This window comes from Streptomyces microflavus, from assembly GCF_014650075.1.
GTDB lineage: Bacteria > Actinomycetota > Actinomycetes > Streptomycetales > Streptomycetaceae > Streptomyces > Streptomyces microflavus.
In genome coordinates this window covers 1,017,155-1,041,318 of sequence record NZ_BMUG01000001.1, presented here as the reverse complement: position 1 = coordinate 1,041,318, position 24,164 = coordinate 1,017,155, and the positions used below count along the sequence as shown (strand labels likewise).

Annotated in this window: 20 protein-coding genes; 6 read left to right on the top strand and 14 right to left on the bottom strand. The window is 69.8% G+C overall.

Annotated elements, in window-relative coordinates; all coding sequences use genetic code 11:
• Positions 1 to 14: 14 nt before the first annotated feature.
• Genes qcrB through ctaE form a run of 4 tightly spaced genes read right to left on the bottom strand, consistent with a single transcriptional unit; the run spans position 15 to position 4,192 of the window.
• The gene (qcrB, locus tag IE264_RS04530; RefSeq protein WP_015608055.1) at positions 15 to 1,661 is read right to left on the bottom strand and encodes a cytochrome bc1 complex cytochrome b subunit; all 1,647 of its coding nucleotides are present in this window, start codon (positions 1,659 to 1,661) and stop codon (positions 15 to 17) included.
• Positions 1,658 to 2,710: a cytochrome bc1 complex Rieske iron-sulfur subunit gene (gene qcrA / locus IE264_RS04525; protein ID WP_015608056.1), complete on the bottom strand. Its 1,053-nt coding sequence runs from the start codon at positions 2,708 to 2,710 to the stop codon at positions 1,658 to 1,660. Before qcrA ends, qcrB begins: the two co-directional genes overlap by 4 nt.
• Entirely contained in the window at positions 2,707 to 3,516 is an 810-nt protein-coding gene (gene qcrC, locus IE264_RS04520; RefSeq protein WP_015608057.1) for a cytochrome bc1 complex diheme cytochrome c subunit, read from the bottom strand. The genes qcrA and qcrC overlap by 4 nt, the downstream gene beginning before the upstream one ends.
• A 55-nt stretch (positions 3,517 to 3,571) precedes the next feature.
• Positions 3,572 to 4,192, bottom strand: coding sequence for an aa3-type cytochrome oxidase subunit III (ctaE, locus tag IE264_RS04515; protein ID WP_015608058.1), 621 nt, complete (start codon positions 4,190 to 4,192; stop codon positions 3,572 to 3,574).
• A 187-nt stretch (positions 4,193 to 4,379) separates the two neighbouring features.
• Here ctaE and IE264_RS04510 point away from each other — a divergent pair, with 187 nt between their 5' ends.
• Positions 4,380 to 4,781 carry a DNA-binding transcriptional response regulator gene (locus IE264_RS04510; RefSeq protein ID WP_015608059.1) on the top strand — a complete coding sequence of 134 codons (402 nt, stop codon included), beginning with the start codon at positions 4,380 to 4,382 and terminating at the stop codon, positions 4,779 to 4,781.
• A gap of 60 nt (positions 4,782 to 4,841) precedes the next feature.
• Here the strand turns inward: IE264_RS04510 and IE264_RS04505 are convergent, their stop codons facing one another.
• The 4 genes from IE264_RS04505 to ctaC all read right to left on the bottom strand — a co-directional run bounded on the left by IE264_RS04505 (position 4,842) and on the right by ctaC (position 9,319).
• Positions 4,842 to 6,095 (bottom strand): L,D-transpeptidase, encoded by a 1,254-nt coding sequence (locus IE264_RS04505; RefSeq protein WP_032759522.1) that lies wholly within the window; start codon positions 6,093 to 6,095, stop codon positions 4,842 to 4,844.
• Between the two features lie 127 nt (positions 6,096 to 6,222).
• Positions 6,223 to 6,621, bottom strand: a complete 399-nt coding sequence (locus tag IE264_RS04500; RefSeq protein ID WP_015608061.1) for a cytochrome c oxidase subunit 4 — start codon at positions 6,619 to 6,621, stop codon at positions 6,223 to 6,225.
• Positions 6,618 to 8,354, bottom strand: coding sequence for an aa3-type cytochrome oxidase subunit I (ctaD, locus tag IE264_RS04495; RefSeq protein ID WP_015608062.1), 1,737 nt, complete (start codon positions 8,352 to 8,354; stop codon positions 6,618 to 6,620). The genes IE264_RS04500 and ctaD overlap by 4 nt, the downstream gene beginning before the upstream one ends.
• Positions 8,351 to 9,319 (bottom strand): aa3-type cytochrome oxidase subunit II, encoded by a 969-nt coding sequence (ctaC, locus tag IE264_RS04490; protein ID WP_031122126.1) that lies wholly within the window; start codon positions 9,317 to 9,319, stop codon positions 8,351 to 8,353. The genes ctaD and ctaC overlap by 4 nt, the downstream gene beginning before the upstream one ends.
• A gap of 271 nt (positions 9,320 to 9,590) precedes the next feature.
• Between ctaC and IE264_RS04485 the strand changes: the two genes are divergently transcribed.
• Positions 9,591 to 10,973, top strand: a complete 1,383-nt coding sequence (locus tag IE264_RS04485) for a cysteine desulfurase/sulfurtransferase TusA family protein (protein WP_032752889.1) — start codon at positions 9,591 to 9,593, stop codon at positions 10,971 to 10,973.
• A 9-nt stretch (positions 10,974 to 10,982) separates the two neighbouring features.
• On the opposite strand, the gene IE264_RS04480 is transcribed toward IE264_RS04485, so the two are convergent.
• The gene (locus tag IE264_RS04480) at positions 10,983 to 11,957 is read right to left on the bottom strand and encodes a carbohydrate kinase family protein (RefSeq protein WP_015608065.1); all 975 of its coding nucleotides are present in this window, start codon (positions 11,955 to 11,957) and stop codon (positions 10,983 to 10,985) included.
• A 156-nt stretch (positions 11,958 to 12,113) separates the two neighbouring features.
• On the opposite strand from IE264_RS04480, the gene IE264_RS04475 reads away from it, so the two are divergent.
• Together IE264_RS04475 and IE264_RS04470 are read left to right on the top strand one after the other, a co-directional pair.
• The gene (locus tag IE264_RS04475; protein WP_015608066.1) at positions 12,114 to 12,320 is read left to right on the top strand and encodes a hypothetical protein; all 207 of its coding nucleotides are present in this window, start codon (positions 12,114 to 12,116) and stop codon (positions 12,318 to 12,320) included.
• Positions 12,321 to 12,500: 180 nt separating this feature from the next.
• Positions 12,501 to 13,931, top strand: coding sequence for a hypothetical protein (locus tag IE264_RS04470; RefSeq protein WP_032752891.1), 1,431 nt, complete (start codon positions 12,501 to 12,503; stop codon positions 13,929 to 13,931).
• Positions 13,932 to 14,013: 82 nt separating this feature from the next.
• Here the strand turns inward: IE264_RS04470 and IE264_RS04465 are convergent, their stop codons facing one another.
• Complete coding sequence (locus IE264_RS04465; RefSeq protein WP_015608068.1) at positions 14,014 to 14,370, bottom strand: HesB/IscA family protein; 357 nt, start codon at positions 14,368 to 14,370, stop codon at positions 14,014 to 14,016.
• A gap of 251 nt (positions 14,371 to 14,621) precedes the next feature.
• Between IE264_RS04465 and nadA the strand changes: the two genes are divergently transcribed.
• Together nadA and IE264_RS04455 are read left to right on the top strand one after the other, a co-directional pair.
• Complete coding sequence (nadA, locus tag IE264_RS04460) at positions 14,622 to 15,800, top strand: quinolinate synthase NadA (protein WP_032752892.1); 1,179 nt, start codon at positions 14,622 to 14,624, stop codon at positions 15,798 to 15,800.
• Between the two features lie 201 nt (positions 15,801 to 16,001).
• Positions 16,002 to 18,212 (top strand): tetratricopeptide repeat protein, encoded by a 2,211-nt coding sequence (locus tag IE264_RS04455; RefSeq protein WP_415923898.1) that lies wholly within the window; start codon positions 16,002 to 16,004, stop codon positions 18,210 to 18,212.
• Between the two features lie 61 nt (positions 18,213 to 18,273).
• Here IE264_RS04455 and IE264_RS04450 read toward each other — a convergent pair whose 3' ends face one another.
• From IE264_RS04450 to pspAA, 4 genes are all read right to left on the bottom strand, one after another.
• The gene (locus IE264_RS04450; RefSeq protein WP_032752893.1) at positions 18,274 to 21,435 is read right to left on the bottom strand and encodes an efflux RND transporter permease subunit; all 3,162 of its coding nucleotides are present in this window, start codon (positions 21,433 to 21,435) and stop codon (positions 18,274 to 18,276) included.
• A gap of 252 nt (positions 21,436 to 21,687) precedes the next feature.
• The gene (locus IE264_RS04445) at positions 21,688 to 22,401 is read right to left on the bottom strand and encodes a response regulator (protein ID WP_032752894.1); all 714 of its coding nucleotides are present in this window, start codon (positions 22,399 to 22,401) and stop codon (positions 21,688 to 21,690) included.
• Positions 22,398 to 23,711, bottom strand: a complete 1,314-nt coding sequence (locus IE264_RS04440; RefSeq protein ID WP_032753352.1) for a sensor histidine kinase — start codon at positions 23,709 to 23,711, stop codon at positions 22,398 to 22,400. The genes IE264_RS04445 and IE264_RS04440 overlap by 4 nt, the downstream gene beginning before the upstream one ends.
• Positions 23,712 to 23,874: 163 nt before the next feature.
• The gene (gene pspAA, locus IE264_RS04435) at positions 23,875 to 24,153 is read right to left on the bottom strand and encodes a PspA-associated protein PspAA (protein ID WP_032752895.1); all 279 of its coding nucleotides are present in this window, start codon (positions 24,151 to 24,153) and stop codon (positions 23,875 to 23,877) included.
• Between the last annotated feature and the right edge of the window lie 11 nt (positions 24,154 to 24,164).

Sequence of the window (24,164 nt, the reverse complement as noted above, 5' to 3'; positions counted from 1 at the left end):
AACAGTTCGGACGATCAGTGGTGGCCGTGGCCCTCGCTGATCTCCTTGTACTCCTCCGCGGTGGGCTTGGCGATCTGGTTGTTCTCGCCGAAGTAGCCCTTGCTGAGCTTGGCCCGGACCTTCTGTACCGGGGAGATCTTGCGCTTGACGCCGTTCTCGTCGACCTCGGGGCCGAGCTCGACCGGCTTGTACTGCTCGTGCGCGGTGAGCGTGTGCAGCTGCCCCGGGGAGAGCGGCTCGTGGATCTCCACGAACTCACCGTGCGGCAGGCGCTTGATGATGCCGGTCTCGCGACCGTGCAGCACCTTGTCCCGGTCACGGCGCTGGAGGCCCAGGCAGATCCGCTTCGTGACGATGAACGCGATGACCGGTCCGGCGAAGAAGAAGATCCGGACGAACCACGAGATGGCGTTCAGCGACAGATGGAAGTGCGTGGCCCACAGGTCGTTACCACCGCCGACGAGGCCGATGAAGTACGCCGTGATCCAGGCGACGCCGAGAGCCGTACGGGTCGGGGCGTTGCGCGGGCGGTCCAGGATGTGGTGCTCGCGCTTGTCCCCGGTGATCCAGGACTCGAGGAACGGGTAGACCGCGGGCAGCGAGAGCACCAGGCCGAAGAGGACCAGCGGGATGAACACACCCAGGTTGAGCGTGTGACCCCAGAAGACGATCTCCCAGCCCGGCATGACACGGACCAGACCCTCGGCGAAGCCCATGTACCAGTCGGGCTGGGCGCCGGTGGACACCTGGTCCGGGCGGTACGGGCCGAGCGCCCAGATCGGGTTGATCGTGGCGATGGCCGAGATGATCGCGATGATGCCGAAGACCAGGAAGAAGAAGCCTCCGGCCTTCGCCATGTAGACCGGCAGCAGCGGCATGCCGACGACGTTCTTGTTGGTCTTGCCGGGACCCGCGAACTGCGTGTGCTTGTGGTAGAAGACCAGGATCAGGTGGGCCACCAGCAGCCCGAGCATGATGCCCGGCAGCAGCAGGATGTGGATCGAGTAGAACCGGGCCACGAAGTCGTGGCCGGGGAACTCGCCGCCGAACAGGAACATCGAGATGTACGTACCGACGATCGGCACGGACAGGATCGCGCCCTGGGTGAAGCGGACACCTGTACCGGAGAGCAGGTCGTCCGGGAGGGAGTAGCCGGTGAAGCCGGTGAACATGCCCAGCACGAAGAGCAGGAAGCCGAACAGCCAGTTGACCTCGCGCGGCTTGCGGAAGGCGCCCGTGAAGAAGACGCGCATCATGTGCACGAACATGCCGGCCAGGAAGATCAGCGCGGCCCAGTGGTGGATCTGCCGGACGAGCAGACCGCCGCGGACCTCGAAGCTGATCTTCAGCGTGGAGGCGTAGGCCTCCGACATCCGGATGCCCTGCATGGGCTCGTACGGGCCGTGGTAGACGACCTCGTTCATGCTCGGCTGGAAGAACAGCGTCAGATACACACCCGTGAGGATGATGATGATGAAGCTGTAGAGCGCGACCTCACCGAGCATGAAGGACCAGTGGTCCGGGAAGATCTTGCGCATGTTGGCCTTGGCCAGGCCGTAGATGCCGAGCCTGCCGTCAGCCCAGTCGGCGACCCGCTCGCCCGCGGGTGCCTTGCGCTGTCCCGCCTGGCCGGCGGACGGGGTGGTTGTCTCAGTACTCATCCGCGCTCCCAGAAGGACGGGCCGACGGGCTCGTCGAAGTCACCGAGCGCTTCGAGGTTGCCCTCGCTGTTCACACCGATCCGCAGCTGCGGAAGCGGGTGGCCGGCCGGACCGAAGATGACGCGGGCGCCGTCGGAGAGGTCGAAGGTGGACTGGTGGCACGGGCAGAGCACGTGGTGTGTCTGCTGCTCGTACAGGCTGATCGGGCAGCCGACATGGGTGCAGATCTTGGAGAACGCGACGATGCCCTCGTGGGCCCAGTCGCGCTGGCGCTTGTCCTTGATGTCGTCCGGCTCGATGCGGACGATCATCAGGGCCGCCTTGGCGATCTGCGACTGGAAGTCGTGCGCGTCCTCCTCCAGGCCCTCGGGCATGGCGAAGGTCAGCGAGCCCACGGCGACGTGCTCGGGGCGCAGCGGCTCCATGGTGTTCATGTTGACGAGCAGCTTGCCCTTGGCCCACAGGGTGGACCGGAGCTTCTTCTCCGGCAGCGGACCGAGGTCGCGCAGCAGCACCACACCGGAGAGCGGCACCAGGGCCAGCGCGCCGAAGAGGGTGGTGCGGATGAGCTTGCGACGGCCGATCGCGGACTCCTGGGCACCGGCCTTGAAGTCGGCCATGACCTGGGCCTTGACTTCGGCCGGCGCCTCGATCGGGTGCCGTTCGGCCGGGACCTCGACGTCGGACATCAGGGTGCGCGCCCAGTGGACGGCGCCCGCGCCGATGAAGAAGAGGGCGAAGCCGAGCGTCAGTCCCAGGGAGAAGTTGAGCGCGCTCACATGGCCGAAGGGCCAGATGTAGACGATCTTGTCCACCGGGAAGATGACGTAGGCGGCGATGAAGCCCACCGTCGACAGCATCGAGAGGACGAACATGAACGCGACGGCCCGCTCGGAGCGGTTCGCGGCGCGTTCGTCGAGGTCCTGGATGCGCGGCTTGTGGGCCGGCAGCCCCGGGTCGGCGAACGGGTCGTCCGTACCCTCCACCGCGCCGTGCGCGGTCTCCTGCACCACGGGCAGGTTGTCTTCTGGAATCTGTTGGCTACTCATGACTTCTTGGCCTTAGCGGTGTGGGCCGCGACCCAAATGGCGATGGCGACGAGGGCGCCGAGTCCGAAGATCCAGGCGAACAGGCCTTCACTGACCGGACCCAGACCGCCGAGCTCGAGGCCACCGGGGCTCGCGGTCTCCTCGCCGTTCACGGTCTGGATGTACGCGATGATGTCCTTCTTCTGCTGCTCCGGCATCGTCGTGTCGGGGAAGGAAGGCATGGACTGCGGGCCGGTCTGCATGGCCTCGTAGATGTGCTTCGGGCTCACACCTTCGAGGTCAGGGGCGTACTTGCCCTTGGTGAGGGCACCGCCCTTGCCCGTGAAGTTGTGGCACTGGGCGCAGTTGTTGCGGAACAGTTCGCCACCCTTGGCGACGTCCGCGCCGGCCGGGTCGACCTGCTTGTCGTTCGGCGTGATCGGACCGGCGCCGAGCGACGCGACGTACGCCGCGAGCTGGTCGATCTCCGCCTGGGTGTAGATGACCTTCTTCTTCGGTACCTGGGCGCCCGGCTGCTGCGCGGGCATACGGCCCGTACCGACCTGGAAGTCGACGGCGGCGGAGCCCACGCCCACGAGGGACGGCCCGTCGGTGGTGCCCTGACCGCCGGTTCCGTGGCAGCTGGCGCAGCCTACGGTGTAGAGCTTCTTGCCCTCGTCGATGGCGAGGGACTGGGCGGTTTCATCGGCCTGCGCCTTGCCCGCAGGCGCAAACGCGGCGTACAGCCCCCCGGTAGCCGCCAGCGCGAGGAGTAGTACGACGACCGCCGCCAGCGGATGGCGTCGTCGTGCGGAGAGCTTTTTCACGGATTACCCCGGTGTCAGGATCTTCTGCGTCGATGGTGGGTGGGTGCGAGCCCGGTTACTTGATCATGTAGATCGTTGCGAACAGGCCGATCCACACCACATCCACGAAGTGCCAGTAGTAGGACACGACGATGGCTGCGGTGGCCTGGTCGTGGGTGAACCTCTTGGCTGCGTATGTCCTGCCGAGTACCAGCAGGAAGGCGATGAGGCCGCCCGTCACGTGCAGGCCGTGGAAGCCGGTGGTCAGGTAGAACACCGAGCCGTACGGGTCGGACGACAGGGAGAGCCCCGCGTCCTTGACCAGCTCGGTGTACTCCAGGACCTGGCCGCCGATGAAGATCGAACCCATCACGAAGGTGATGATGAACCAGGTGCGGAGCTTCTTCACATCGCCCCGCTCGGCGGCGAAGACGCCGAGCTGGCAGGTGAGTGAGGAGAGCACCAGGATCGTGGTGTTCGTGGCCGAGAACGGGAAGTTCAGATGACCGGCCATCTCCTTCCAGTAATCGGGTCCCATCACCGATCGCAGGGTGAAGTACATCGCGAAGAGGGCCGCGAAGAACATCAGCTCGGAACTCAACCAGATGATGGTTCCGACGCTGGTGAGGTTCGGCCGATTGACCGACGGGTGCGCGTGCCCGGTTTCTACTGTCGTTGCTGTCGCCACGACCGACATTATGTCGGTCGCTTATCCCGCCCTCACTCCGGGGGGTGCCGTTCGGTGTGTCAGTGCCGTGTGTCCTGCCCGAACGGCCCATCGAATCGGTGTCCTTACCGGTGCTGACGGGCGGTCGGGCGGAGTACGATCCGCGCATCGGTTCATGCCCCGAGAGCCCCGAAGACACAGCTGTCACGGAGGAACAATGCAGGCGACCGCCACGGTCCTGGTCTACAGCGACGACGCCAACATCCGCGAGCAGGTGAAGCTGGCGACCGGCCGCAGGCCCGCCGCCGACGTGCCACCGGTGCGGTTCCTGGAGTGCGCGACGCTTCCGGCCGTCCTGGCGGCCCTGGACGCCGGCGGGGTCGACGTCTGCGTCCTGGACGGCGAGACGGCCCCCATCGGCGGCATGGGCGTCTGCCGCCAGATCAAGGACGAGATCTTCCACTGCCCCCCGGTCCTGCTGCTGATCGGCCGCCCGCAGGACGCGTGGCTGGCCACCTGGAGCCGGGCGGAGGCCGCGGTGACGCTGCCGGTGGACCCGGTGGAGTTCGCCGACGCGCTGGCGGCGCTGCTGCGCGCCCGGCTCGCCGTGGAGGCCTGAGAAGGCCCTGTGAGCCCGTGAGGAGCGCCCCGCGGTGCGGGGCGCTCCTTCTGTGCTCCGTCAGACGTGCGGGCGCAGCCGTGCGGCCTGGAGCGTCTGCGGGCTGTCCGGCACGCCTTCGTTGAGGGCGCTGCCCTTCTGCCACTTCTCCCAGGAGAGGTTCCAGTCGCCGAACCCGTTGTCGAACGGGGTCATGGTCTCCCCCGCGCTGCCGACGACCTTCACGATGTCGCCCTGGCGCACGGTGTCGAAGAACCACTCGGCGTTGCCGGTGCTCATCCCGGTGCAGCCGTGGCTGACGTTGGCGTTGCCCTGGGAGCCGGTGGACCAGGGCGCGGCGTGCACGTACTCACCGCTCCAGGTCACCCGGGTGGCCCAGTAGACCGGCAGGTCGTACGACTCCGAGGAGCCGGCGGCGATGCCGATGCTCTCCCCGCGCATCCGTACGAACTGCTCCTTGGCGAGGATCACCTTGACGCCGTTGCGGGTGGAGAAGCCGGGCTTGCCGGTGGTGACCGGAATGGTATTGATCACTTCTCCGTTGCGCAGGACCGTCATGGTGTGGGTCGAGGCGTCGGTGAGGGCCTCGACGCGGTCGCCGGTGGTGATCTTCAGGGGCTTGGCCTCGGCCCCGTAGAGGGCGTTGGTCACCTTGATGCCCGTGAGGTTGGAGCGGACCTCGATGGTGGCGTTGGCGGGCCAGTACTCCTGGGGCCGGTAGTGGAGATTCTTGTCGTCGACCCAGTACCAGGCGCCGGTGGCGGCCGGGGTGGAGCGGACCTTCAGGGCGCGCTCGACGGTGGCCCTGGAGGCCTTGTCGGTGACCGGAGCGCTGAGTTCCGCCGTGATGGGCTGTCCGACGCCGTAGGTGCCCGTCTCCGGGCCGAAGGCGACCTTCAGCAGCTTCTTGGGCGAGGAGGTGTCGAAGGAGAGCGTACGGGTGCCGGGGGCGCCGTCCCCGTTCTCGGTGGAGACCCTGACGGTGTATCCGGTGCCGGCGGCCAGCGGGGCGGTGGAGCGCCACCGCCTGCCGTCGGCGGAGAGCTCGCCCGCCAGGTGGCGGCCCCCGGTGTCCACGGCGCTCACGTCGGTGATGCGGCCGTCGTCACCCTTGACGGTGACTTCCAGGGGCTTGTCGGGGTCGGCCTTCCGGTTCTTGGTGGGGCCGTTGAAGGAGACCTGGTCGCCCGCGTCGTACGGCTTCGTCGAGAGCGGGTTGCCGTCGGGCGAGCCACAGGCGGTCGCACCCGCTGCGAGGGTCACGACCAGCAGGGTGCAGCTCACTACGGTGCGCATGCGCGGCGTGTGGTTCATGCAGCCCACGCTAAGAAGATTCATCCGTTCCAGCGCGTTCTGTGACTGCAAACGAGCGAAGGGCCCGTGTCGCCTACTGCGACGCGGGCCCCTCGTGGGGTAGTGCGGTGTCACCCACCGGTGGGTGTCACTGGGTGCGGTTCTCACCCCGGTAGTACTCGAAGACCCAGCCGAAGAGGCCGATCAGGAGCAGCGGAGCCGAGAAGTACATCAGCCACCAGCCGAAGACGACGCCCATGAAGGCGAAGGCGCCACCGACGGCCAGGGAGAGCGGCTGCCAGCTGTGCGGGGCGAAGAACCCGAGCTCGCCCGCCTCGTCGGCGACATCTGCTTCCTTGTTGTCCTGGGCCATGGCGTCGACCCGGTTGGCCGTGAAGGCCAGGTAGAAGCCGATCATGACCGAGAGCCCGAAGGCCAGGAAGAGTGCCGTGGTGCCGACCGGCTCCTTCGACCAGACGCCGTACACGACGGCCATGCCGAGGATGAAGACGCTCAGCCAGATGAACAGCTGACCCTGGATCTTCACTTGCCTGCCTCCTTGCCGCCGGCGAGGGCCTTGTCCGACTCGGAGTGGTGCTCAAGCTGTTCGAGCGCCGCGATCTCCGGGTGGTGCAGGTCGAACGCCGGGGATTCGGAACGGATCCGCGGCAGGGTGATGAAGTTGTGGCGCGGCGGCGGGCAGGAGGTCGCCCACTCCAGCGAACGGCCGTAACCCCACGGGTCGTCGACCTCCACCTTCTTGCCGTACTTGGCGGTCTTCCAGACGTTGTAGAAGAACGGAAGCATCGACAGGCCGAGCACGAAGGACGCGATCGTGGAGATCGTGTTCAGCGCGGTGAAGCCGTCGGCGGCGAGGTAGTCCGCGTAGCGACGCGGCATTCCCTCGGCACCGAGCCAGTGCTGCACCAGGAAGGTGCCGTGGAAGCCGACGAACAGCGTCCAGAAGGTGATCTTCCCGAGCCGCTCGTCCAGCATCTTGCCGGTGAACTTCGGCCACCAGAAGTGGAATCCGGAGAACATCGCGAAGACCACGGTGCCGAAGATGACGTAGTGGAAGTGCGCGACGACGAAGTACGAGTCGGAGACGTGGAAGTCCATCGGGGGCGAGGCCAGGATGACGCCGGTCAGACCACCGAAGGTGAAGGTGATGAGGAAGCCGACGGCCCAGAGCATCGGTGTCTCGAAGGACAACGACCCCTTCCACATGGTGCCGATCCAGTTGAAGAACTTCACACCGGTTGGCACCGCGATCAGGAAGGTCATGAAGGAGAAGAACGGCAGGAGCACGCCGCCCGTCACATACATGTGGTGCGCCCACACCGTCACCGAAAGACCGGCGATGGCGATCGTCGCGGCGATCAGACCGATGTAGCCGAACATCGGCTTGCGGCTGAATACCGGGATGACCTCGGAAATGATGCCGAAGAACGGCAGGGCGATGATGTACACCTCTGGGTGTCCGAAGAACCAGAAGAGGTGTTGCCACAGCAACGCGCCGCCATTGGCGGAGTCGAAGATATGTGCCCCGAATTTCCGATCCGCCTCCAGCGCGAAGAGCGCGGCGGCGAGAACCGGGAAGGCGAGCAGGACCAGGACACCGGTCAGCAGGACGTTCCAGGTGAAGATCGGCATGCGGAACATCGTCATGCCGGGGGCGCGCATGCAGATGATCGTGGTGATGAAGTTGACCGAGCCGAGGATCGTGCCGAATCCGGAGAAGGCCAGACCCATGATCCACATGTCGGCGCCGATGCCCGGCGAGCGGACCGCGTCGTTCAGCGGCGCGTAGGCGAACCAGCCGAAGTCGGCGGCGCCCTGCGGGGTGAGGAAGCCGGCCACCGCGATGAGCGAGCCGAAGAGGTACAGCCAGTACGCGAACATGTTCAGCCGCGGGAACGCCACATCGGGCGCACCGATCTGCAGCGGCATGATCCAGTTCGCGAACCCGGCGAACAGCGGCGTCGCGAACATCAGCAGCATGATCGTGCCGTGCATCGTGAACGCCTGGTTGAACTGCTCGTTCGACATGATCTGCGTGCCGGGACGGGCCAGCTCGGCGCGCATGAAGAGCGCCATGAGTCCGCCGATGCAGAAGAACGCGAACGACGTGACCAGGTAGAGCGTACCGATCGTCTTGTGGTCAGTGGTGGTCAGCCACTTGATGACGACGTTTCCCGGCTGCTTGCGCCGAACCGGCAGCTCGTCCTCGTACGAGTCGTCTGCTGGAGCGGCACCCTGAGGTTCGTTGAGGATGCTCACAGTTGGTTCTTCTCCGCATTCCTGGCCGGGTCCGTCTGCTCGATGCCCGCCGGCATGTAGCCCGTCTGACCCTTTTCAGCCAGCTCCTTGAGGTGCTGCTGGTAACGCTCCGGGGAGACGACCTTGACGTTGAAGAGCATCCGGGAATGGTCGACGCCACAGAGCTCGGCGCACTTGCCCATGAAGGTGCCCTCCCTGTTGGGAGTGACCTCGAATACGTTGGTGTGGCCCGGGATGACGTCCTGCTTCATGAGGAACGGCACCACCCAGAAGGAGTGGATGACGTCACGCGAAGTGAGGACGAAGCGGACCTTCTCGCCCTTCGGCAGCCACAGGGTCGGACCCGGGTTGCCGTTCTGCGGGTTCCGGGTACCGGGGATGCCCGCGTCGTAGACGCCGGTGGCGTCCTGCGGGAAGTCCTTCTGGAACTTGTCCGGGATGGCCGCGAGCTCCTTGGGGACCTCGCTGCCCGCAGCGGGCTGGCCTTCCACCTTCTCGATGTAGTTGAAGCCCCAGCTCCACTGGTAGCCGACCACGTTGATGGTGTGGGCGGGCTTGTCGGAGAGCTCGAGGAGCTTCGACTCATCACGCGCGGTGAAGTAGAAGAGCACCGAGACGATGATGAGCGGAACCACTGTGTACAACGCCTCGATGGGCATGTTGTACCTGGTCTGCGGAGGTACCTCCACCTTGGTCCGGCTACGCCGGTGGAAGAAGACGCTCCACAGGATCAGCCCCCAGACAAGGACACCCGTGACGAGCGCTGCCGCCCACGAGCCTTGCCAGAGGGAGAGGATCCGAGGGGCCTCTTCCGTTACCGGGGTGGGCATACCGAGGCGGGGAAAATCCTCCCAGTTGTATGAACAACCGGAGGCCGTCGCCAGGACCAGGCCCGCAGTCAGCACCTGCGGCAGCTTCCGCCGCATCGGGCGCCGCGACGAGCGGTCGGAGCCGTTGGGACTCACGTAGCGCCTTCCCGAGAGTCTCGCCCGCACGGTCGGCGCGCCCGTCTCTCTGGTCGGTCGCCGTCCCTGTCGCGGGCAGGGGTTTGGATGTTTATGCGGACCAAACCCTACTGGACGCTATTTGGGGTCGCGCGGGGAGGGTGCCCAACGCGCCGCCCGACTCCCCGAAGGGGTGGAATCCGGGCCTCCGGGGGCCATCTGACGGCCTCTCTCCCGGCCGGGCGGGCAGCCGGGCGCCGGGGCGGGACCGGCTGCGGGCTAGCGTGGCGGCGTGCCCTACTTCGACACCGCCTCCGCCGCCCCCCTGCACCCCGTCGCACGCCAGGCGCTGCTTGCCGCGCTCGACGAGGGCTGGGCCGACCCCGCCCGCCTGTACCGCGAGGGGCGCCGCGCCCGGCTGCTGCTGGACGCGGCCCGGGAGGCCGCGGCGGAGGCGGTCGGGTGCCGTCCGGACGAGCTGGTCTTCACCTCTTCGGGGACGACCGCCGTGCACGCGGGAATTGCCGGGGCTCTTTCGGGGCGTCGGCGTGTCGGCCGCCATCTGGCCCTCTCCGCGGTCGAGCACTCCTCGGTGCTCCATTCGGCGGCGGCCCACGGGGCGGCGGGCGGATCGTTCACGGAGGTGCCGGTGGAGCGGTCGGGGGCCGTGGACCCGGCGGCGTACGCCGGAGCGCTGCGGGCGGACACCGCGCTCGCCTGCCTCCAGTCGGCCAACCATGAGGTGGGGACCGAGCAGCCGGTGGCCGAGGTGGCCGCGCTCTGCGCCGAGGCGGGGGTGCCGCTACTGGTGGACGCCGCCCAGTCGCTGGGCTGGGGGCCGGTGGCGGGCCGCTGGTCGCTGCTGACGGCGAGCGCGCACAAGTGGGGCGGGCCCGCCGGGGTCGGGCTGCTGGCGGTACGCAAGGGGGTGCGGTTCGCCCCGCAAGGCCCGGCCGGGGAGCGGGAGTCGGGCCGGGCGCCGGGGTTCGAGAACCTGCCGGCGATCGTGGCGGCGGCGGCCTCGCTGCGCGCGGTACGGGACGAGGCGGCGGCCGAGGCGGTGCGGCTGCGGGCGCTGGTCGGCCGGATCCGGTCGGTCGTGGCCGGGCGGGTGGGCGATGTGGAGGTGGTCGGTGATCCGGAGCGGCGGCTGCCGCATCTGGTCACCTTCTCCTGTCTCTATGTCGATGGAGAGACCCTCCTCCACGAGCTGGACCGGCACGGATTCTCCGTATCGTCCGGTTCGTCCTGCACCAGCAGCACCCTGGAGCCGAGCCATGTGCTCAAGGCGATGGGGGTGCTCTCGGAGGGGAACGTCCGGGTGTCGCTGCCGATGGGCACGGCCGAGGCGGACGTCGACCGATTCCTGGACGTGCTGCCCGGACTGGTCGCGGAGGTACGGGAGCGGCTCGGCGCCCCGGTCTCCGCTCCCCCCTCCCCCGCGCCGGTCGCGTCCCTGGTGGTCGACGCGCTCGGCCGGCGCTGCCCGATCCCGGTGATCGAGCTCGCAAAGGTGATCGGGGAGGTATCGGTGGGCGCCACGGTGACGGTGCTCGCCGACGACGAGGCGGCGCGGCTCGACATCCCCGCCTGGTGCGAGATGCGCGAGCAGGAGTACGTGGGCGAGGAGCCGGCGGACCGTGGCTCGGCCTATGTGGTCCGCCGGCTCAGCTGACCGGGTGCGCTACTTCAGGTGCTGCTGGACCTCGGCGGCGGCCTCGTGGCCGTACGCCTTGGTGAAGCGGTCCATGAAGTGGGTGCGGCGCAGGGTGTACTCCTGGGTGCCGACCGTCTCGATGACGAGCGTGGCGAGCATGCAGCCGACCTGGGCGGCGCGCTCCAGGCCGACGCCCCAGGCGAGACCGGAGAGGAACCCGGCGCGGAAGGCGTCGCCGACGCCCGTCGGGTCGGCCTTGGTGTCCTCCTCGGGGCAGCCGACCTCGATGACCGGATCGCCGACCCGCTCGATCCGCACACCGCGGGAGCCGAGCGTGGTCACCCGGTGGCCGACCTTGGAAAGGATCTCCTCGTCGCTCCAGCCGGTCTTGGACTCGATGAGCCCCTTCTCGTACTCGTTGGCGAAGAGGTACGTGGCGCCGTCCAGCAGGATGCGGATCTCGTCGCCGTTCATCCGCGCGATCTGCTGCGAGAAGTCCGCGGCGAACGGGATGTTCCGGGAGCGGCACTCCTCGGTGTGGCGGAGCATCGCCTCCGGGTCGTCCGCGCCGATCGAGACGAGGTCGAGGCCGCCGACACGGTCGGCGACGCTCTTCAGCTCGATCAGCCGGGCCTCGCTCATCGCGCCCGTGTAGAAGGAGCCGATCTGGTTGTGGTCGGAGTCGGTGGTGCAGACGAAGCGGGCGGTGTGCAGCACCTCGGAGATACGGACCGAGCCGGTCTCGACGCCGTGCCGGTCGAGCCAGGCGCGGTACTCGTCGAAGTCGGATCCCGCGGCACCCACGAGGATCGGCTTGGTGCCGAGCAGACCCATGCCGAAGCAGATGTTGGCGGCGACACCGCCCCGGCGCACATCGAGGTTGTCGACCAGGAAGGAGAGGGAGACCGTGTGCAGCTGATCCGCGACCAGCTGGTCGGCGAAGCGGCCGGGGAAGGTCATGAGGTGATCGGTGGCGATGGAGCCGGTGACTGCAATACGCACGGGGAGGCTTCTCCTGCGGAAGGCGAAGGGCCGAGGTGCGCCCTCCGGGACGGCGTGACAGTTCACGCTACCGGGTGAGCTCTCCGGCCGGGAAAAGGGAAAACTACCCGATAGTAGGGCTTTCTACCTGAGCGTGACCGTGGTTACGGTGCGGATATGTCGAAGCACACCGCATCGCGAGAGTCCCGAGAGTCCGAAGTGAGCCTGGCCGAGCTGCGCGGGGACTGCGCGCGCATGGCTCCGCACTGGACCGCCCCCGTGAAGACCGCCACCACGCCGGTGAAGCCGTCGCTGATCCACGGGGTGACGGTGCCGCCCGCGTCGGCGCGGCTGATCGACGCGATGTCGGAGTACGGGGACTGACGACTTCGGCGTACGGGGACTGACCACTGCGGCGCGTTTTTCGGCCGGAACCGTACGGGCTCCGCGCCCGGTTCGCCGTCGCGCGGGAACCGCATGCTCCTCCGCTCCGTCCCACCGGTGTCCCCGTCCGGGGGCACGCGGTAGTGGACGCGACGGCAACGCAGTCGAAGGAGCGATCCGGTGAGCACCGAGCGACCCGACAACGACGTGACCGGCCCCCGGCGGCGACGTCCGCCGCTCGCGGTGGCCTCGGTGGCGGCAGCGGTGCTGCTGGCCGGGGGCGGCGGGGCCTACTGGGCCTCCACCGCGTCCGGCGACGGCGGCGCGGCGGACAGCTCCGCCGCCCGCGGCAAGGCCCCCGTACTGGCGCTGGACGCCGCCGAGGCGGGTCCAGCCACACCCGGCGACCCGAGCACGCCTCCCCCCGGCATCGCACCGGGCGAACCGGATCCGAACGGTCCGCCCGTGGTCTACCGGGCGGCGGGCCAGCTCCCCGACGGTCCGGACGAGGCCGCGGTCCACCGGGCCACGGGCACGGTCGCCCCGGCGGAGGTCGCCCGGCTGGCGAAGGCGCTCGGCATTCCGGGGACCCCGCGCACCGAGGGCGCCTCCTGGGTGGTCGGCGACGAGGACGGGCCCGGCGCGCTCCTGAAGGTCACCAAGCAGGCCCCGGGCACCTGGACGTTCGCCCGCACCACCCCCGTGAAGCCCTGCGACCCGGGCAAGATGTGCGCGAACCAGAGCCCGCCGGAGGCGGGCGGGCAGCCGGTGAGCGAGAAGGCCGCGAAGGCCGCCGCGGCGCCCGTGCTCAAGGCCGTCGGCCAGGACGACGCGGCGCTCAACGCGGGCCAGCTCATGGGTGACGTACGCGTGGTGAACGCCGATCCGAAGGTGGACGGGCTGCCCACGTACGGCTGGTCGACCGGGGTGCAGATCGGCCCGGACGGCAAGGTGGCCGGGGGCAGCGGGCAGCTGAAGGCGCTGGAGAAGGGGGACACCTACCCGGCGATCGGGGCCGACGAGGCGTTGAAGCAGCTCAACGAGGCGAGCAGGGCCAAGGGGGACGGGGGCAAGGACATCGGCGGCTGCGCCACTCCCGTACCGCTGGAGGGTGAGCCGAAGCCCTCGGTCCTGGAGTGCGTGCCGCCGGACGGCAACCGGGCCCCGGTGGAGCAGACGGTCGAGGACGCGGTGTTCGGTCTGGCCCTGAGTTACGTCGACGGCCGGCAGACCCTCGTACCGTCGTGGCTGTTCAGCGTCCGCCAGGGTCCGGGCGGGCCTGAGAGCACGGTCACGCAGATCGCGGTGGCGCCGGAGTTCGTCGAGAAGCCCACGGCGCCGACACCTTCGGGCGACCGGAAGACGACCTCGTACGCGGCCGACGGCCGGACGCTCGAAGTGACCTTCTGGGGCGGTGTGTGCTCCACGTACACGGCGAGCGCCGAGGAGAGCCCGGGGCAGGTGCGGATCTCCATCGCGGAGAAGCCGCAGAAGAACGGCGCCTGCATCATGATCGCCAAGGAGCTGAAGCGGACGGTGACGCTGGATGCGCCACTGGGTGACCGCACGGTGATCGACGCGGCGAGCGGGGCGACGGTGCCGCGCAGCTGACGCGCCCGTACGACAGGAACACGACGGCGGCCCCGGGAATCACTCCCGGGGCCGCCGTCGTACGTCTCTGTTCTCGCAGCGGTTAGCTGAACGAGTCGCCGCAGGCGCAGGAGCCGGTGGCGTTGGGGTTGTCGATCGTGAAGCCCTGCTTCTCGATGGTGTCGACGAAGTCGATGGAGGCGCCGCCCAGGTACGGGGCGCTCATCCGGTCGGTGACGACCTTGACACCCTCGAAGTCCTTGACGACATCGCCGTCGAGCGAACGCTCGTCGAAGAAGAGCTGATAGCGCAGGCCCGAGCAACCGCCGGGCTGGACGGCGACGCGCAGCGCCAGGTCCTCGCGGCCTTCCTGCTCCAGCAGGCCCTTGACCTTGGCTGCGGCGGCGTCGGACAGGAGGATGCCGTCGCTCACGGTGGTGGTCTCGTCCGATACGGACATCTGCTTCTCTCCCGGGTTGTACGGACTGCTTGCCGACGGTTCAACCGCCTCAGCGCCGGATTCATTCCGGGCCAAGCGCTTGTCTGTTCCTTTTCATGCTCGCACACCCGGCCGCTCGGGGGATGCGTCACATCGACGCTATCGGCATCGTCAAAGTGACACGAAGAAGCTATGATAGATAACGTCAAATAGACGAAAAGGCGCGTTCGCAGAAGCGCAGAGCAGAACGCAGAGAAGAAAGGGTGCGTGACGTGACCACGGCCCAGCCCCTGGACGTACAGCCGACACCCCTCGCGCTGCTGCTGCTCGGCCGCGAGGCCGACCCGAGGAGCGAGCGAGGCGTCGAGTGCCCCGGCGACCTCCCCTCCCCCTCCGACCCGGACCTGGTCGCACGCGCCCGTGCGGCGAAGGAGAAGCTCGGGGACAGGGTCTTCGTCCTCGGCCACCACTACCAGCGCGACGAGGTCATCCAGTTCGCGGACGTCACCGGCGACTCGTTCAAGCTCGCCCGTGACGCGGCCGCGCGCCCGGAGGCGGAGTACATCGTCTTCTGCGGTGTGCACTTCATGGCCGAGTCGGCGGACATCCTGACCACGGACGCCCAGGCGGTCGTGCTGCCGGACCTGGCCGCGGGCTGCTCGATGGCCGACATGGCCACCGCCGAGCAGGTCGCCGAGTGCTGGGACGTGCTGACCGAGGCCGGGGTCGCCGATCAGGTGGTGCCCGTCTCGTACATGAACTCCTCCGCCGACATCAAGGCCTTCACCGGCAAGCACGGCGGCACGATCTGCACCTCGTCCAACGCGAAGCGGGCCCTGGAGTGGGCCTTCGAGCAGGGCGAGAAGATCCTCTTCCTCCCCGACCAGCACCTGGGCCGCAACACGGCCGTGCGGGACATGGGGCTGGAACTGAAGGACTGCGTCCTCTACAACCCGCACAAGCCGAACGGCGGCCTCACCGCCGAGCAGCTGCGCGACGCGAAGATGATCCTGTGGCGCGGCCACTGCTCGGTGCACGGCCGCTTCTCGGTCGAGTCGGTCGAGGACGTACGGGCCCGCATCCCCGGGGTCAACGTGCTGGTGCACCCGGAGTGCAAGCACGAGGTCGTCGCCGCGGCGGACTACGTCGGCTCGACGGAGTACATCATCAAGGCCCTGGAGGCGGCCCCGGCCGGCTCGAAGTGGGCCATCGGCACGGAACTGAACCTGGTCCGCCGCCTGGCGAACCGTTTCGCCGCGGAGGACAAGGAGATCGTCTTCCTCGACAAGACCGTCTGCTTCTGCTCGACGATGAACCGGATCGACCTGCCGCACCTGGTCTGGACCCTGGAGTCGCTGGCCGAGGGCAAGCTAGTCAACCGGATCGAGGTCGACCCGGAGACGGAGAAGTACGCGAAGCTCGCCCTGGAGCGGATGCTGGCGCTGCCGTAACGGGTGCCGCGTCCTACCGCCGGGAGCCCCGGTATGCCGCAGGTCGGCGTACCGGGGCTTTTCGCTGTTGAACAGCCCCTTCGGCCCCTTTCGGGCGGAGGGATTCTTCGCCGTACGACCCCCGCCCCCTCCTCCCCGTAACTACGCTGCTACTCACCGCAGCGAACGTTCACGCGGGTGGTACCGACAAGGCTGACCGGAATGTACGGCGAGGACGGTGGGGCGGGCATGAGTTACGAGGACCGTGGGGCGGGCATGGGCGACGAGGCGCGAGGTGCGGGGGTGGGGGCCGCAGCCGACCGGGGTCTGCCGCAGGTGGAGGAAGAGGTACGGAGCCGGCGCGCCGTCGCCGAATGTGACCCCGCCACCGGCCTGCCCGGCCTGGCCGCCGCCCTCGGTGAGCTCTCCGCGCTCCGTGCCGGGGCCGGGGACCGGGAAGGGGCGCTGGCCCCGGCGAAGGAGGCCGCGCGGATCTACGCCGAGCTCGGCATGAAGCGCCCGGACCGCTTCCAGGCGGAGCTGGCGCAGGCCATGGGGGCCCTGGGCGACCGCATCGCCGACACCGGGGACCGGGCGACCGCCGTGCCGTTCGCGAAGCAGTCCGTACGGCTCCAGCGGGAGCTGGTCGAGGAGGAGGAGCCAGGGGCGTCCGTGCCGGCGCTCGCGGAGTACCTGCTGAGCTACGCCGGGCATCTGGCAGGTGCCGGGGAGGCGGTAGAGGCCGTGCCCCTGGCCGAGGAGGCGGTCGGTCTCCTGCGGCGCCTCGCCGAGGAGGATCCCGAGGCCTTCCTCCCCCGGCTCGCCGCCGCCCTCCACGGCCTCGGCGGCCACCGTGCGACGGTGAGCGACACCTCCGGGGCGGTCGAGGCGGCCCAGGAAGCATGCGGCCGCCTCCGCGAGCTCGCCGCGCAGCGGCCGGGCGCCTTCCGTCCGGAGCTGGCCACGGCGCTGGACGGCCTGGCCGGTCACCTGGACAAGGCCGGCGATGTGGCGGCGGGTCTCCGGGCGGCGGAGGAGGCCGTCGCCCTGCACCGCGAGCCGGCCGCACAGCGCCCCGAGGCCTGCCGCCCGGGCCTCGCCGCCGCCCTCCTCACGCTTGCCCGGAGCCTGGCCTCCACCGGCGGGCCGGAGGTGGCGCTGCCACCGGCGCGGGAGGCCGTCGACCTGCTGCGGGAACAGGGGGACGCCTTCCTGCCCGACCTGGCCCACTCCCTCCAGGCGCTCGGCACGCACCTGGAGCGGAGCGGCGACGCCGAGGGGGCCGTGGAGGCGTTCTGGGAGGCGGTGGCCCTCCACCGGTCCCTGGCGCTGGAGAGCCCCGGCACCTCCGACGCCTCCCTGGTCTCCGCTCTGGACGACCTGACCCGGGCTCTCGCCGCCGGCGGCGAGCACGCGGCGGCGATCGAGGAGTACGACGAGACCGTCAAGGAGTTCGCCTCGGCCGACCCGGCGACCGCCCGGCGCCTGGGCGTCGAGCGGAGCGCCTTCCTGCTGCGCTGCCCCGCGCCCTGGCCCGCGACCGGGGTGGCCGAGCTGGTGACGTGGCTGGACGAGGATCCGGAGGCGAGCGGCGGCGCGGACACCGTGACCGTACGGGCCCGGCAGGCGCTGCGTTCGTACGGTGACATCGAGGCGGTGCACACGGCCTGGGAGGAGGAGACCTTCACCTCCGTACCGGACTGGCTCGCCCTGCCGCCGGAGACCCTGGACCTCGTCAGCTCCTGGATGTTCGCGCCGAACTGGCCCCGGTCACGCGACTTCTGGTCCCGGAACGCCGATGTCCTCGGCGGCGAGGAGACGGCGGTGGCCCTGGAGGAGCTGGCGATCCTGGACCCGCACGGCGCCCAGCGGCACGCCCTGCTCCGCGCCGCCGTCCTCGCCCACGGGGTGACCGCCGCCTACGATCCGCTGATCCTGTCGGAGCAGTTGGCGGAGTGGCTGGAGTGCGCGGACTGGAAGGAGTCGCGGGCCTACCTGCAGGAGCACCCGCGCCTCCTCGCCGTCCAGCCGCCCGACGACACCCCGCTGGCCCACGTCGCCATGCTCGACATCGGCCGCACCGAGGGCCTGGACGCGGCGTACCGCCTCGTGGAGGACCGCGAAGCCCTCCAGGCCTACGTGGACCGGGCGTTGGAGGCCGGGGACGGCACCGCGCTGATGCACGGCGGAGGCATCGAGGGCCAGGTCTTCCGCGACCGGCTCTCCTCGCTCACCCACGCCCAGGTGGCCCTGGTGCTCTCGGGCGGGACCGAGGGCTTCGACCCGGACGACCTGGCCGCGCTCCGCCACAAGTCCGACGAGGAGACCCGCGCCCGGCTGGTGAGGGAGACCGTCGCCCTGAGCGCCCGCCACCCCGAACCGCACGGGGAGACATGGCTCCGGATCATCCGGGCCCTCGGCGGGGACGCCTGACACACAGGGGCCTGCCCCGCGCGGGTGCGCGGGGCAGGCCCCTGTTCCGAACGGCAGGCGGCTACACGCCCGAGGGCTCCGTCTCGCGGGCCTCCTCCGGCTCCGGCTGCGCCGGGACGCCCGCCTTGGCCGCGCGCTTGGCGGCCTTCTTCTTGGCGCGGCGTTCCTTGCGGAGCTCGACCATCGCGTACAGGGTCGGGACCAGCAGCAGCGTCAGCAGCGTGGAGCTGATCAGGCCGCCGATCACCACGACGCCCAGCGGCTGCGAGATGAAGCCGCCCTCGCCGGTGACGCCGAGCGCCATCGGGAGCAGGGCGAAGATGGTCGCGAGTGCCGTCATCAGGATCGGGCGGAAGCGGTGGCGGCCGCCCTCGATGACGGCTTCGACGATGCCGAGGCCCCGGTCGCGGTACTGGTTGATCAGGTCGATCAGCACGATCGCGTTGGTGACCACGATGCCGATCAGCATCAGCATGCCGATCATCGCGGGGACGCCCAGCGGGGTGCCCGTGATGAGCAGGAGGGCCAGGGCGCCGGTCGCCGCGAACGGGACCGAGACCAGCAGGATCAGCGGCTGGATGAGCGACCGGAAGGTGGCCACCAGCAGCATGAAGACGATCGCGATGGCCGCCAGCATGGCGAGGCCGAGCTGCATGAAGGCTTCGTTCTGGTCCTCGCTGACGCCGCCGATGGTGGCGGTGGCGCCCTCGGGGAGGTCCAGGGCGTCGATCTTCGACGCGAGGGTGGTGCTGACCGCGCCGGTGTTGTCGCCGACGGGCTTGGCGGTGATGGTCGCCGCCCGCTGGCCGTCGATGCGGGTCATCGAGACCGGGCCGGGGACCAGTTCGACCGCGGCGATGTCGCCGAGCTTCACCGGGCCGAGCGGCAGGGCCTTCAGCTCGGCCATGGTGGCGGCCGGGCGGGCGGACTTGATGACGATGTCGCGCTCGGTGTCGTCCAGCGTCGCGGTGCCGGCCGGGGTGCCGCGTACGGCTCCGGCGACGATCCCGCCCAGGGTGGTGGAGTCGAACCCGGCGGCGGCCGCCTTGTCGTTGGCCGTGACGGAGATCCGCGGGACGCTCTGCGCCAGGTCGCTCTGGACGTCGGTGACGTCCTTGATCGTGGCGACCTCGGTGCGGACCGCCTCGGCGGCCTTCTTCAGGACGTCCCCGTCGGACGCCTTGACCACGACGCTCAGGTCCTGGGAGCCGAAGCCGTCGCCCGCAGCGATGGTGGTGTCACCGATGCCGTCGAGCTTGCCGAGGGCCTCGTCGATACGGTTCTGGGCGTCCTCGTAGTCCGCCGCGTCCTTCAACGTGACCTGGTAGGACGCCTGGTTGGAGCCCGTACCGCCGCCGAAGGCCGCCATGAAGCCGGAGGAGCCGACGGTGACCTGGTAGTCCTTGACGCCCTTGTCGTCGGTGAGGACCTGCTCGACCTTGCGGGCCGCCTCGTCGGCGGCCTGGAGGCTGGTGCCGGGTTCCAGCTCCTGCTTGACGGTGAGCACTTCCTGCTCGCCCGCGTCGAAGAAGTTGGTCTTGAGCAGCGGCACCATGGCGAAGGTGCTCAGCAGCACCGCGGCGGCGATCACCAGGCTGGTGACCCGGCGGCGGGTCGCGAAGCGCAGGACGGGGACGTAGATGCGCTGGAGCTTGCTGGCGGCTTCCTTCTCCTCCGCGAGGCGGCGGGCCTCCGCCGCGTCCTCGGGGGTGCCCTTGGGGGCGCGCAGGAACCAGTACGAGAGGACCGGGACCACTGTGAGCGAGACCAGCAGCGAGGCCAGCAGCGCGGCGGTGACGGTCAGCGAGAACGAGCCGAAGAGCTGGCCGACCATGCCGCCGACCAGCCCGATGGGCAGGAACACGGCGACGGTGGTGAGGGTGGCGGAGGTGACCGCTCCGGCCACCTCCTTGACCGCGGTGGTGATCGCCTCGTGGCGCTCCTCGCCGTAGCCGAGGTGCCGCTTGATGTTCTCCAGGACCACGATCGAGTCGTCGACGACCCGGCCGATCGCGATGGTCAGCGCGCCGAGCGTGAGCATGTTGAGCGACAGGTCACGGGTCCAGAGCACGATGAGCGCGAGGACGACCGAGAGCGGGATGGAGACCGCCGTGACCAGGGTCGAGCGGATCGAGGCGAGGAAGACCAGGATCACGAGGACCGCGAAGACCAGGCCGAGCGCGCCCTCGGTGGTGAGACCGGAGATCGACTTGGAGACGGCCGGGCCCTGGTCGGAGACGACCGTCAGCTCGGCGCCCGCTCCGAGGTCCTTACGGAGGTCGGCGAGCTTGTCCTTGACCCCGTCCGAGATGGCGACGGCGCTGCCGTCCTTGTCCATCGTGGCCATCACGGCGAGGCTCGGCTTGCCGTTCGTACGGGTGATGGAGACCGCGGTGGACGGCTCCTGCTTCACCTCGGCCACGTCACCGAGCCGGACCGGCTCGGCCGCCGTACCCGGTTCGCCGCCGCCCGCCGGGGCCTTCGCGACGATCTGGAGGTCCTCGATCTGCTTCAGGGAGGTGTAGCCGCCGCCGACCTGGATGGTGCGGTTCTTGCCCGCCTCGGAGAAGGAGCCGGCCGGCAGCGTGGCGCCGCCCGCCTGGAGCGCCTGGGAGAGCGCGCCCGCGTTCAGGCCGGCCTCGGCGAGCTTCTTGTCGTCGGGGACGACGGAGACCTGGAGCTCCTGCACCCCGTCCACCGTGACCTGGCCGACGCCCTCGATGTCCTGGAGGGCGGGGACGACCGTGCGGTCCAGCTGGGCGGCGAGCGCCTGCTGGTCCTTGTCGGAGGTGACGGCGAGGACCACGGTCGGGATGTCGTCCGTGGAACCGGCGATGACCTGCGGGTCGACGGTCGGGGGCAGCTGGGCGCGGGCCCGGTTGACCGCCTGCTGGATGTCCGCGACGAGCTGCTTGGTGCCCTCGTCGCCGAAGTCGAAGGTCGCCATGATGAGGGCGTTGCCCTCGCTGGCGGTGGAGGTGATGCCCTCGACGCCGTCGACGGCCTTGAGGGAGTTCTCCAGCGGCTCGACGACCTGCTTCTCCACCACATCGGGAGACGCACCCGGGTAGGGGGCCAGCACCGAGACCATCGGGAGCTCGATGGTGGGCAGCAGCTGTTGCTTGAGCTGCGGGATCGCAATCGCGCCGAAGACGAGCGCGACGATCGAGATCAGCCCGATCAGGGCCCGCTGCGCGAGGCTGAATCTGGACAGCCAGGACATGGGTGGGTCTCTCTTCTGTGGCGTGCGAGACGGATGGGCGGGAGAAGCGGGGACCCGAGGTCCGGAGTCCGGGATGCGTTCCGGGTTCGTTCCGGGTTCGTTCCGGGGGTCCGCGCGGGGGGACAAGCCGCCCGCTTATACGATCTCCGACCCGGTCCGCCCGTACGTCGGTCCCCGGGCTGCTTTCTTATGCCGCGCATACCGCAGGTGGAGTACGCCGTCTCTCCACCCTCCGCGTCCTGCGGCACCCCGTCACTCCACCCGAGGGCGTACCAGTCCCGATTCGTAGGCGATGACGACCAGCTGGGCGCGGTCCCGGGCCGCGACCTTCGCCATCGCCCGGTTCACATGGGTCTTCACGGTGAGCGGGCTGACCTGGAGCCGCTCGGCGATCCGGTCGTTGGAGTGCCCGCCCGCGACCAGCACGAGCACCTCCCGCTCGCGCACGGTGAGCGCGGCCAGCCGTTCCGCGTACTCCGCACTGTCCGGCCCCTCCCCCGAACTGCCGCCCTGGGCCAGGAAGGTGGCGATGAGCCCCTTGGTCGCCGCCGGGGAGAGCAGCGCCTCGCCGGCCGCGGCGATCCGGATCGCGTTGAGCAGCTCCTCCGGCTCGGCCCCCTTGCCGAGGAATCCTGAGGCTCCGGCGCGCAGGGCCTGGACCACGTACTCGTCGACCTCGAAGGTGGTGAGCATGACCACCCGGACCGCGGCCAGCGCCGGGTCGGCGCTGATCATGCGGGTGGCGGCGAGCCCGTCCGTGCCCGGCATCCGGATGTCCATCAGCACCACGTCGGCGCCGGTCGCCCGGGCCAGCTCCACGGCCTGGGCCCCGTCGGCCGCCTCCCCGACGACCTCCATGTCGGGTTCGGAGTCCACCAGTACCCGGAACGCGCTGCGCAGCAGCGCCTGGTCGTCGGCGAGCAGCACCTTGATGGGTGGCTGCGGTGCATCTGCGGACTGTGTCATCGGCGCTCCCCCGTCACGGCCGCCGGGCCGGGCGGTTCCGGTTCACCCGTGCGGGCCTCGATGGGCAGGATCGCATGGACCCGGAACCCGCCTCCGTAGCGAGGTCCCGCCGTGAGGGCGCCCCCGAGGGCGGTGACCCGTTCGCGCATGCCGAGAAGACCGTGGCCGCCGCCGTCCGGGGCGCCGGTGCCGCTGCCGTCTGCCGGGTCGCCGCCGCCGCTCTCCGTCCCCGCGCGCCGGGCGGCGCTCCCCCGGCCGTTGTCCAGCACCGTGATCTCGGCGGTGACTCCCACCCGTACGACGCTCACCTCGGCCCTGGCTCCGGCGCCCGCGTGCTTGCGTACGTTGGTCAGGGCCTCCTGGATGACCCGGTAGGCGGCCAGGTCGACGGCGGCGGGGAGCTTCGGGCCCCGGTCGGCGCCGGCCACCTCGACGGGGAGCCCGGCGTTGCGGAAGGTGGTCACCAGCTCGTCCAGGACCGCGAGGCCGGGGGCCGGTTCGGTGGGCGCCTCGGGGTCGCCGGACTGGCGCAGCAGCCCGACGGTGACGCGGAGCTCGTTGAGCGCGGAGCGGCTGGCGTCGCGTACGTGGGCGAGCGCCTCCTTCGCCTGGTCGGGGCGCTTGTCCATGACGTGGGCGGCGACCCCGGCCTGGACGTTGACCAGGGCGATGTGGTGGGCGACGACGTCGTGGAGGTCCCGGGCGATCCGCAGCCGCTCCTCGGCGACGCGGCGGCGGGCCTCCTCCTCGCGGGTCCGCTCGGCCCGCTCGGCGCGCTCCCGGATCGCGTCGACGAAGGCGCGCCTGCTCCGTACGGCGTCCCCGGCGGCCGACGCCATCCCGGTCCAGGCGAAGACGCCGAGGTTCTCCTGGCTGTACCAGGGCGTCGAGCCGAAGACCATCGCGGCCACCGTCAGCACCCCCATGGTCAGCAGGCCGACCCGCCAGGTGGTGGGGCGGTCGGTGCGCGAGGCGACGGTGTACAGCGCGATGACGGTGCTCATCACGACCGGGGCCGGCGGGTCCATGAAGATGTACTCGGTGGCCGTGAGACCGCCGGTCACCGCGAGGACCGCCATGGGGTGGCGCCGGCGCAGGACGAGGGCCGAGGCGGCCAGGACCATCAGCAGCACGCTGAAGACCTCGGGGGTTCGGGTCCCGAACGTCGGCCCGTGGCCCTTGCCCGGGTCCGCGAACGAGCCGCAGATCATCGCGATCAGGACACAGAACGCCAGGGTCGCGTCGAACGCGAGGGGGTGGTCCCGAAGCCAGCGGCGGGCGCGCGCGAACCCGGAGGGGAGGGTGGTCACGTCCAGCAACGGTACGGCGTGTCGCGTACGGATCGGTCTCCGCGGTGTGCCGATACGACCACGGGACCGTACGGGGGAAGGCCGCCGCGTACAGCACTGTGCCCCGCGCCGGGCAGGCCGGACGCGGGGCACAGATGCGTGAGTGCTGGTGGAGCAGGTACGTCTAGTTCGGGATGAGCCCGTCGTCGCTGAGCATGGCGCGCACCTCTTCGAGGGTCGCGTCGGGCCCCGGCAGGATCAGCTCCGACGGCTCCAGGGAGTCGTCGGGCAGCGGGGTGCCGAGCTCGCGCACCTTGTCGAGGAGCGCGTGGAGCGTGTTGCGGAAGCCGGGGCCGTCCCCGCTGTCCATCTCCTTGAGCAGGACGTCGTCGAGCTCGTTGAGTTCGACGAAGTGACTGTCGGCCAGCTTGACCTGGCCTTCCCCCATGATCCGTACGATCATGACGCCGCCCT

What these genes read in the sequence shown, in the direction of transcription:
- IE264_RS04510 (WP_015608059.1), top strand. Translation starts at nt 4,380, where the DNA reads ATGCAGGCGACCGCCACGGTCCTGGTCTACAGCGACGACGCCAACATC.
- IE264_RS04450 (WP_032752893.1), bottom strand. Translation starts at nt 21,435, where the DNA reads ATGTCCTGGCTGTCCAGATTCAGCCTCGCGCAGCGGGCCCTGATCGGG.
- IE264_RS04475 (WP_015608066.1), top strand. Translation starts at nt 12,114, where the DNA reads ATGTCGAAGCACACCGCATCGCGAGAGTCCCGAGAGTCCGAAGTGAGC.
- qcrA (WP_015608056.1), bottom strand. Translation starts at nt 2,710, where the DNA reads ATGAGTAGCCAACAGATTCCAGAAGACAACCTGCCCGTGGTGCAGGAG.
- IE264_RS04455 (WP_415923898.1), top strand. Translation starts at nt 16,002, where the DNA reads ATGTACGGCGAGGACGGTGGGGCGGGCATGAGTTACGAGGACCGTGGG.
- IE264_RS04465 (WP_015608068.1), bottom strand. Translation starts at nt 14,370, where the DNA reads ATGTCCGTATCGGACGAGACCACCACCGTGAGCGACGGCATCCTCCTG.
- qcrB (WP_015608055.1), bottom strand. Translation starts at nt 1,661, where the DNA reads ATGAGTACTGAGACAACCACCCCGTCCGCCGGCCAGGCGGGACAGCGC.
- IE264_RS04505 (WP_032759522.1), bottom strand. Translation starts at nt 6,095, where the DNA reads ATGAACCACACGCCGCGCATGCGCACCGTAGTGAGCTGCACCCTGCTG.
- IE264_RS04445 (WP_032752894.1), bottom strand. Translation starts at nt 22,401, where the DNA reads ATGACACAGTCCGCAGATGCACCGCAGCCACCCATCAAGGTGCTGCTC.
- ctaE (WP_015608058.1), bottom strand. Translation starts at nt 4,192, where the DNA reads ATGTCGGTCGTGGCGACAGCAACGACAGTAGAAACCGGGCACGCGCAC.
- pspAA (WP_032752895.1), bottom strand. Translation starts at nt 24,153, where the DNA reads ATGATCGTACGGATCATGGGGGAAGGCCAGGTCAAGCTGGCCGACAGT.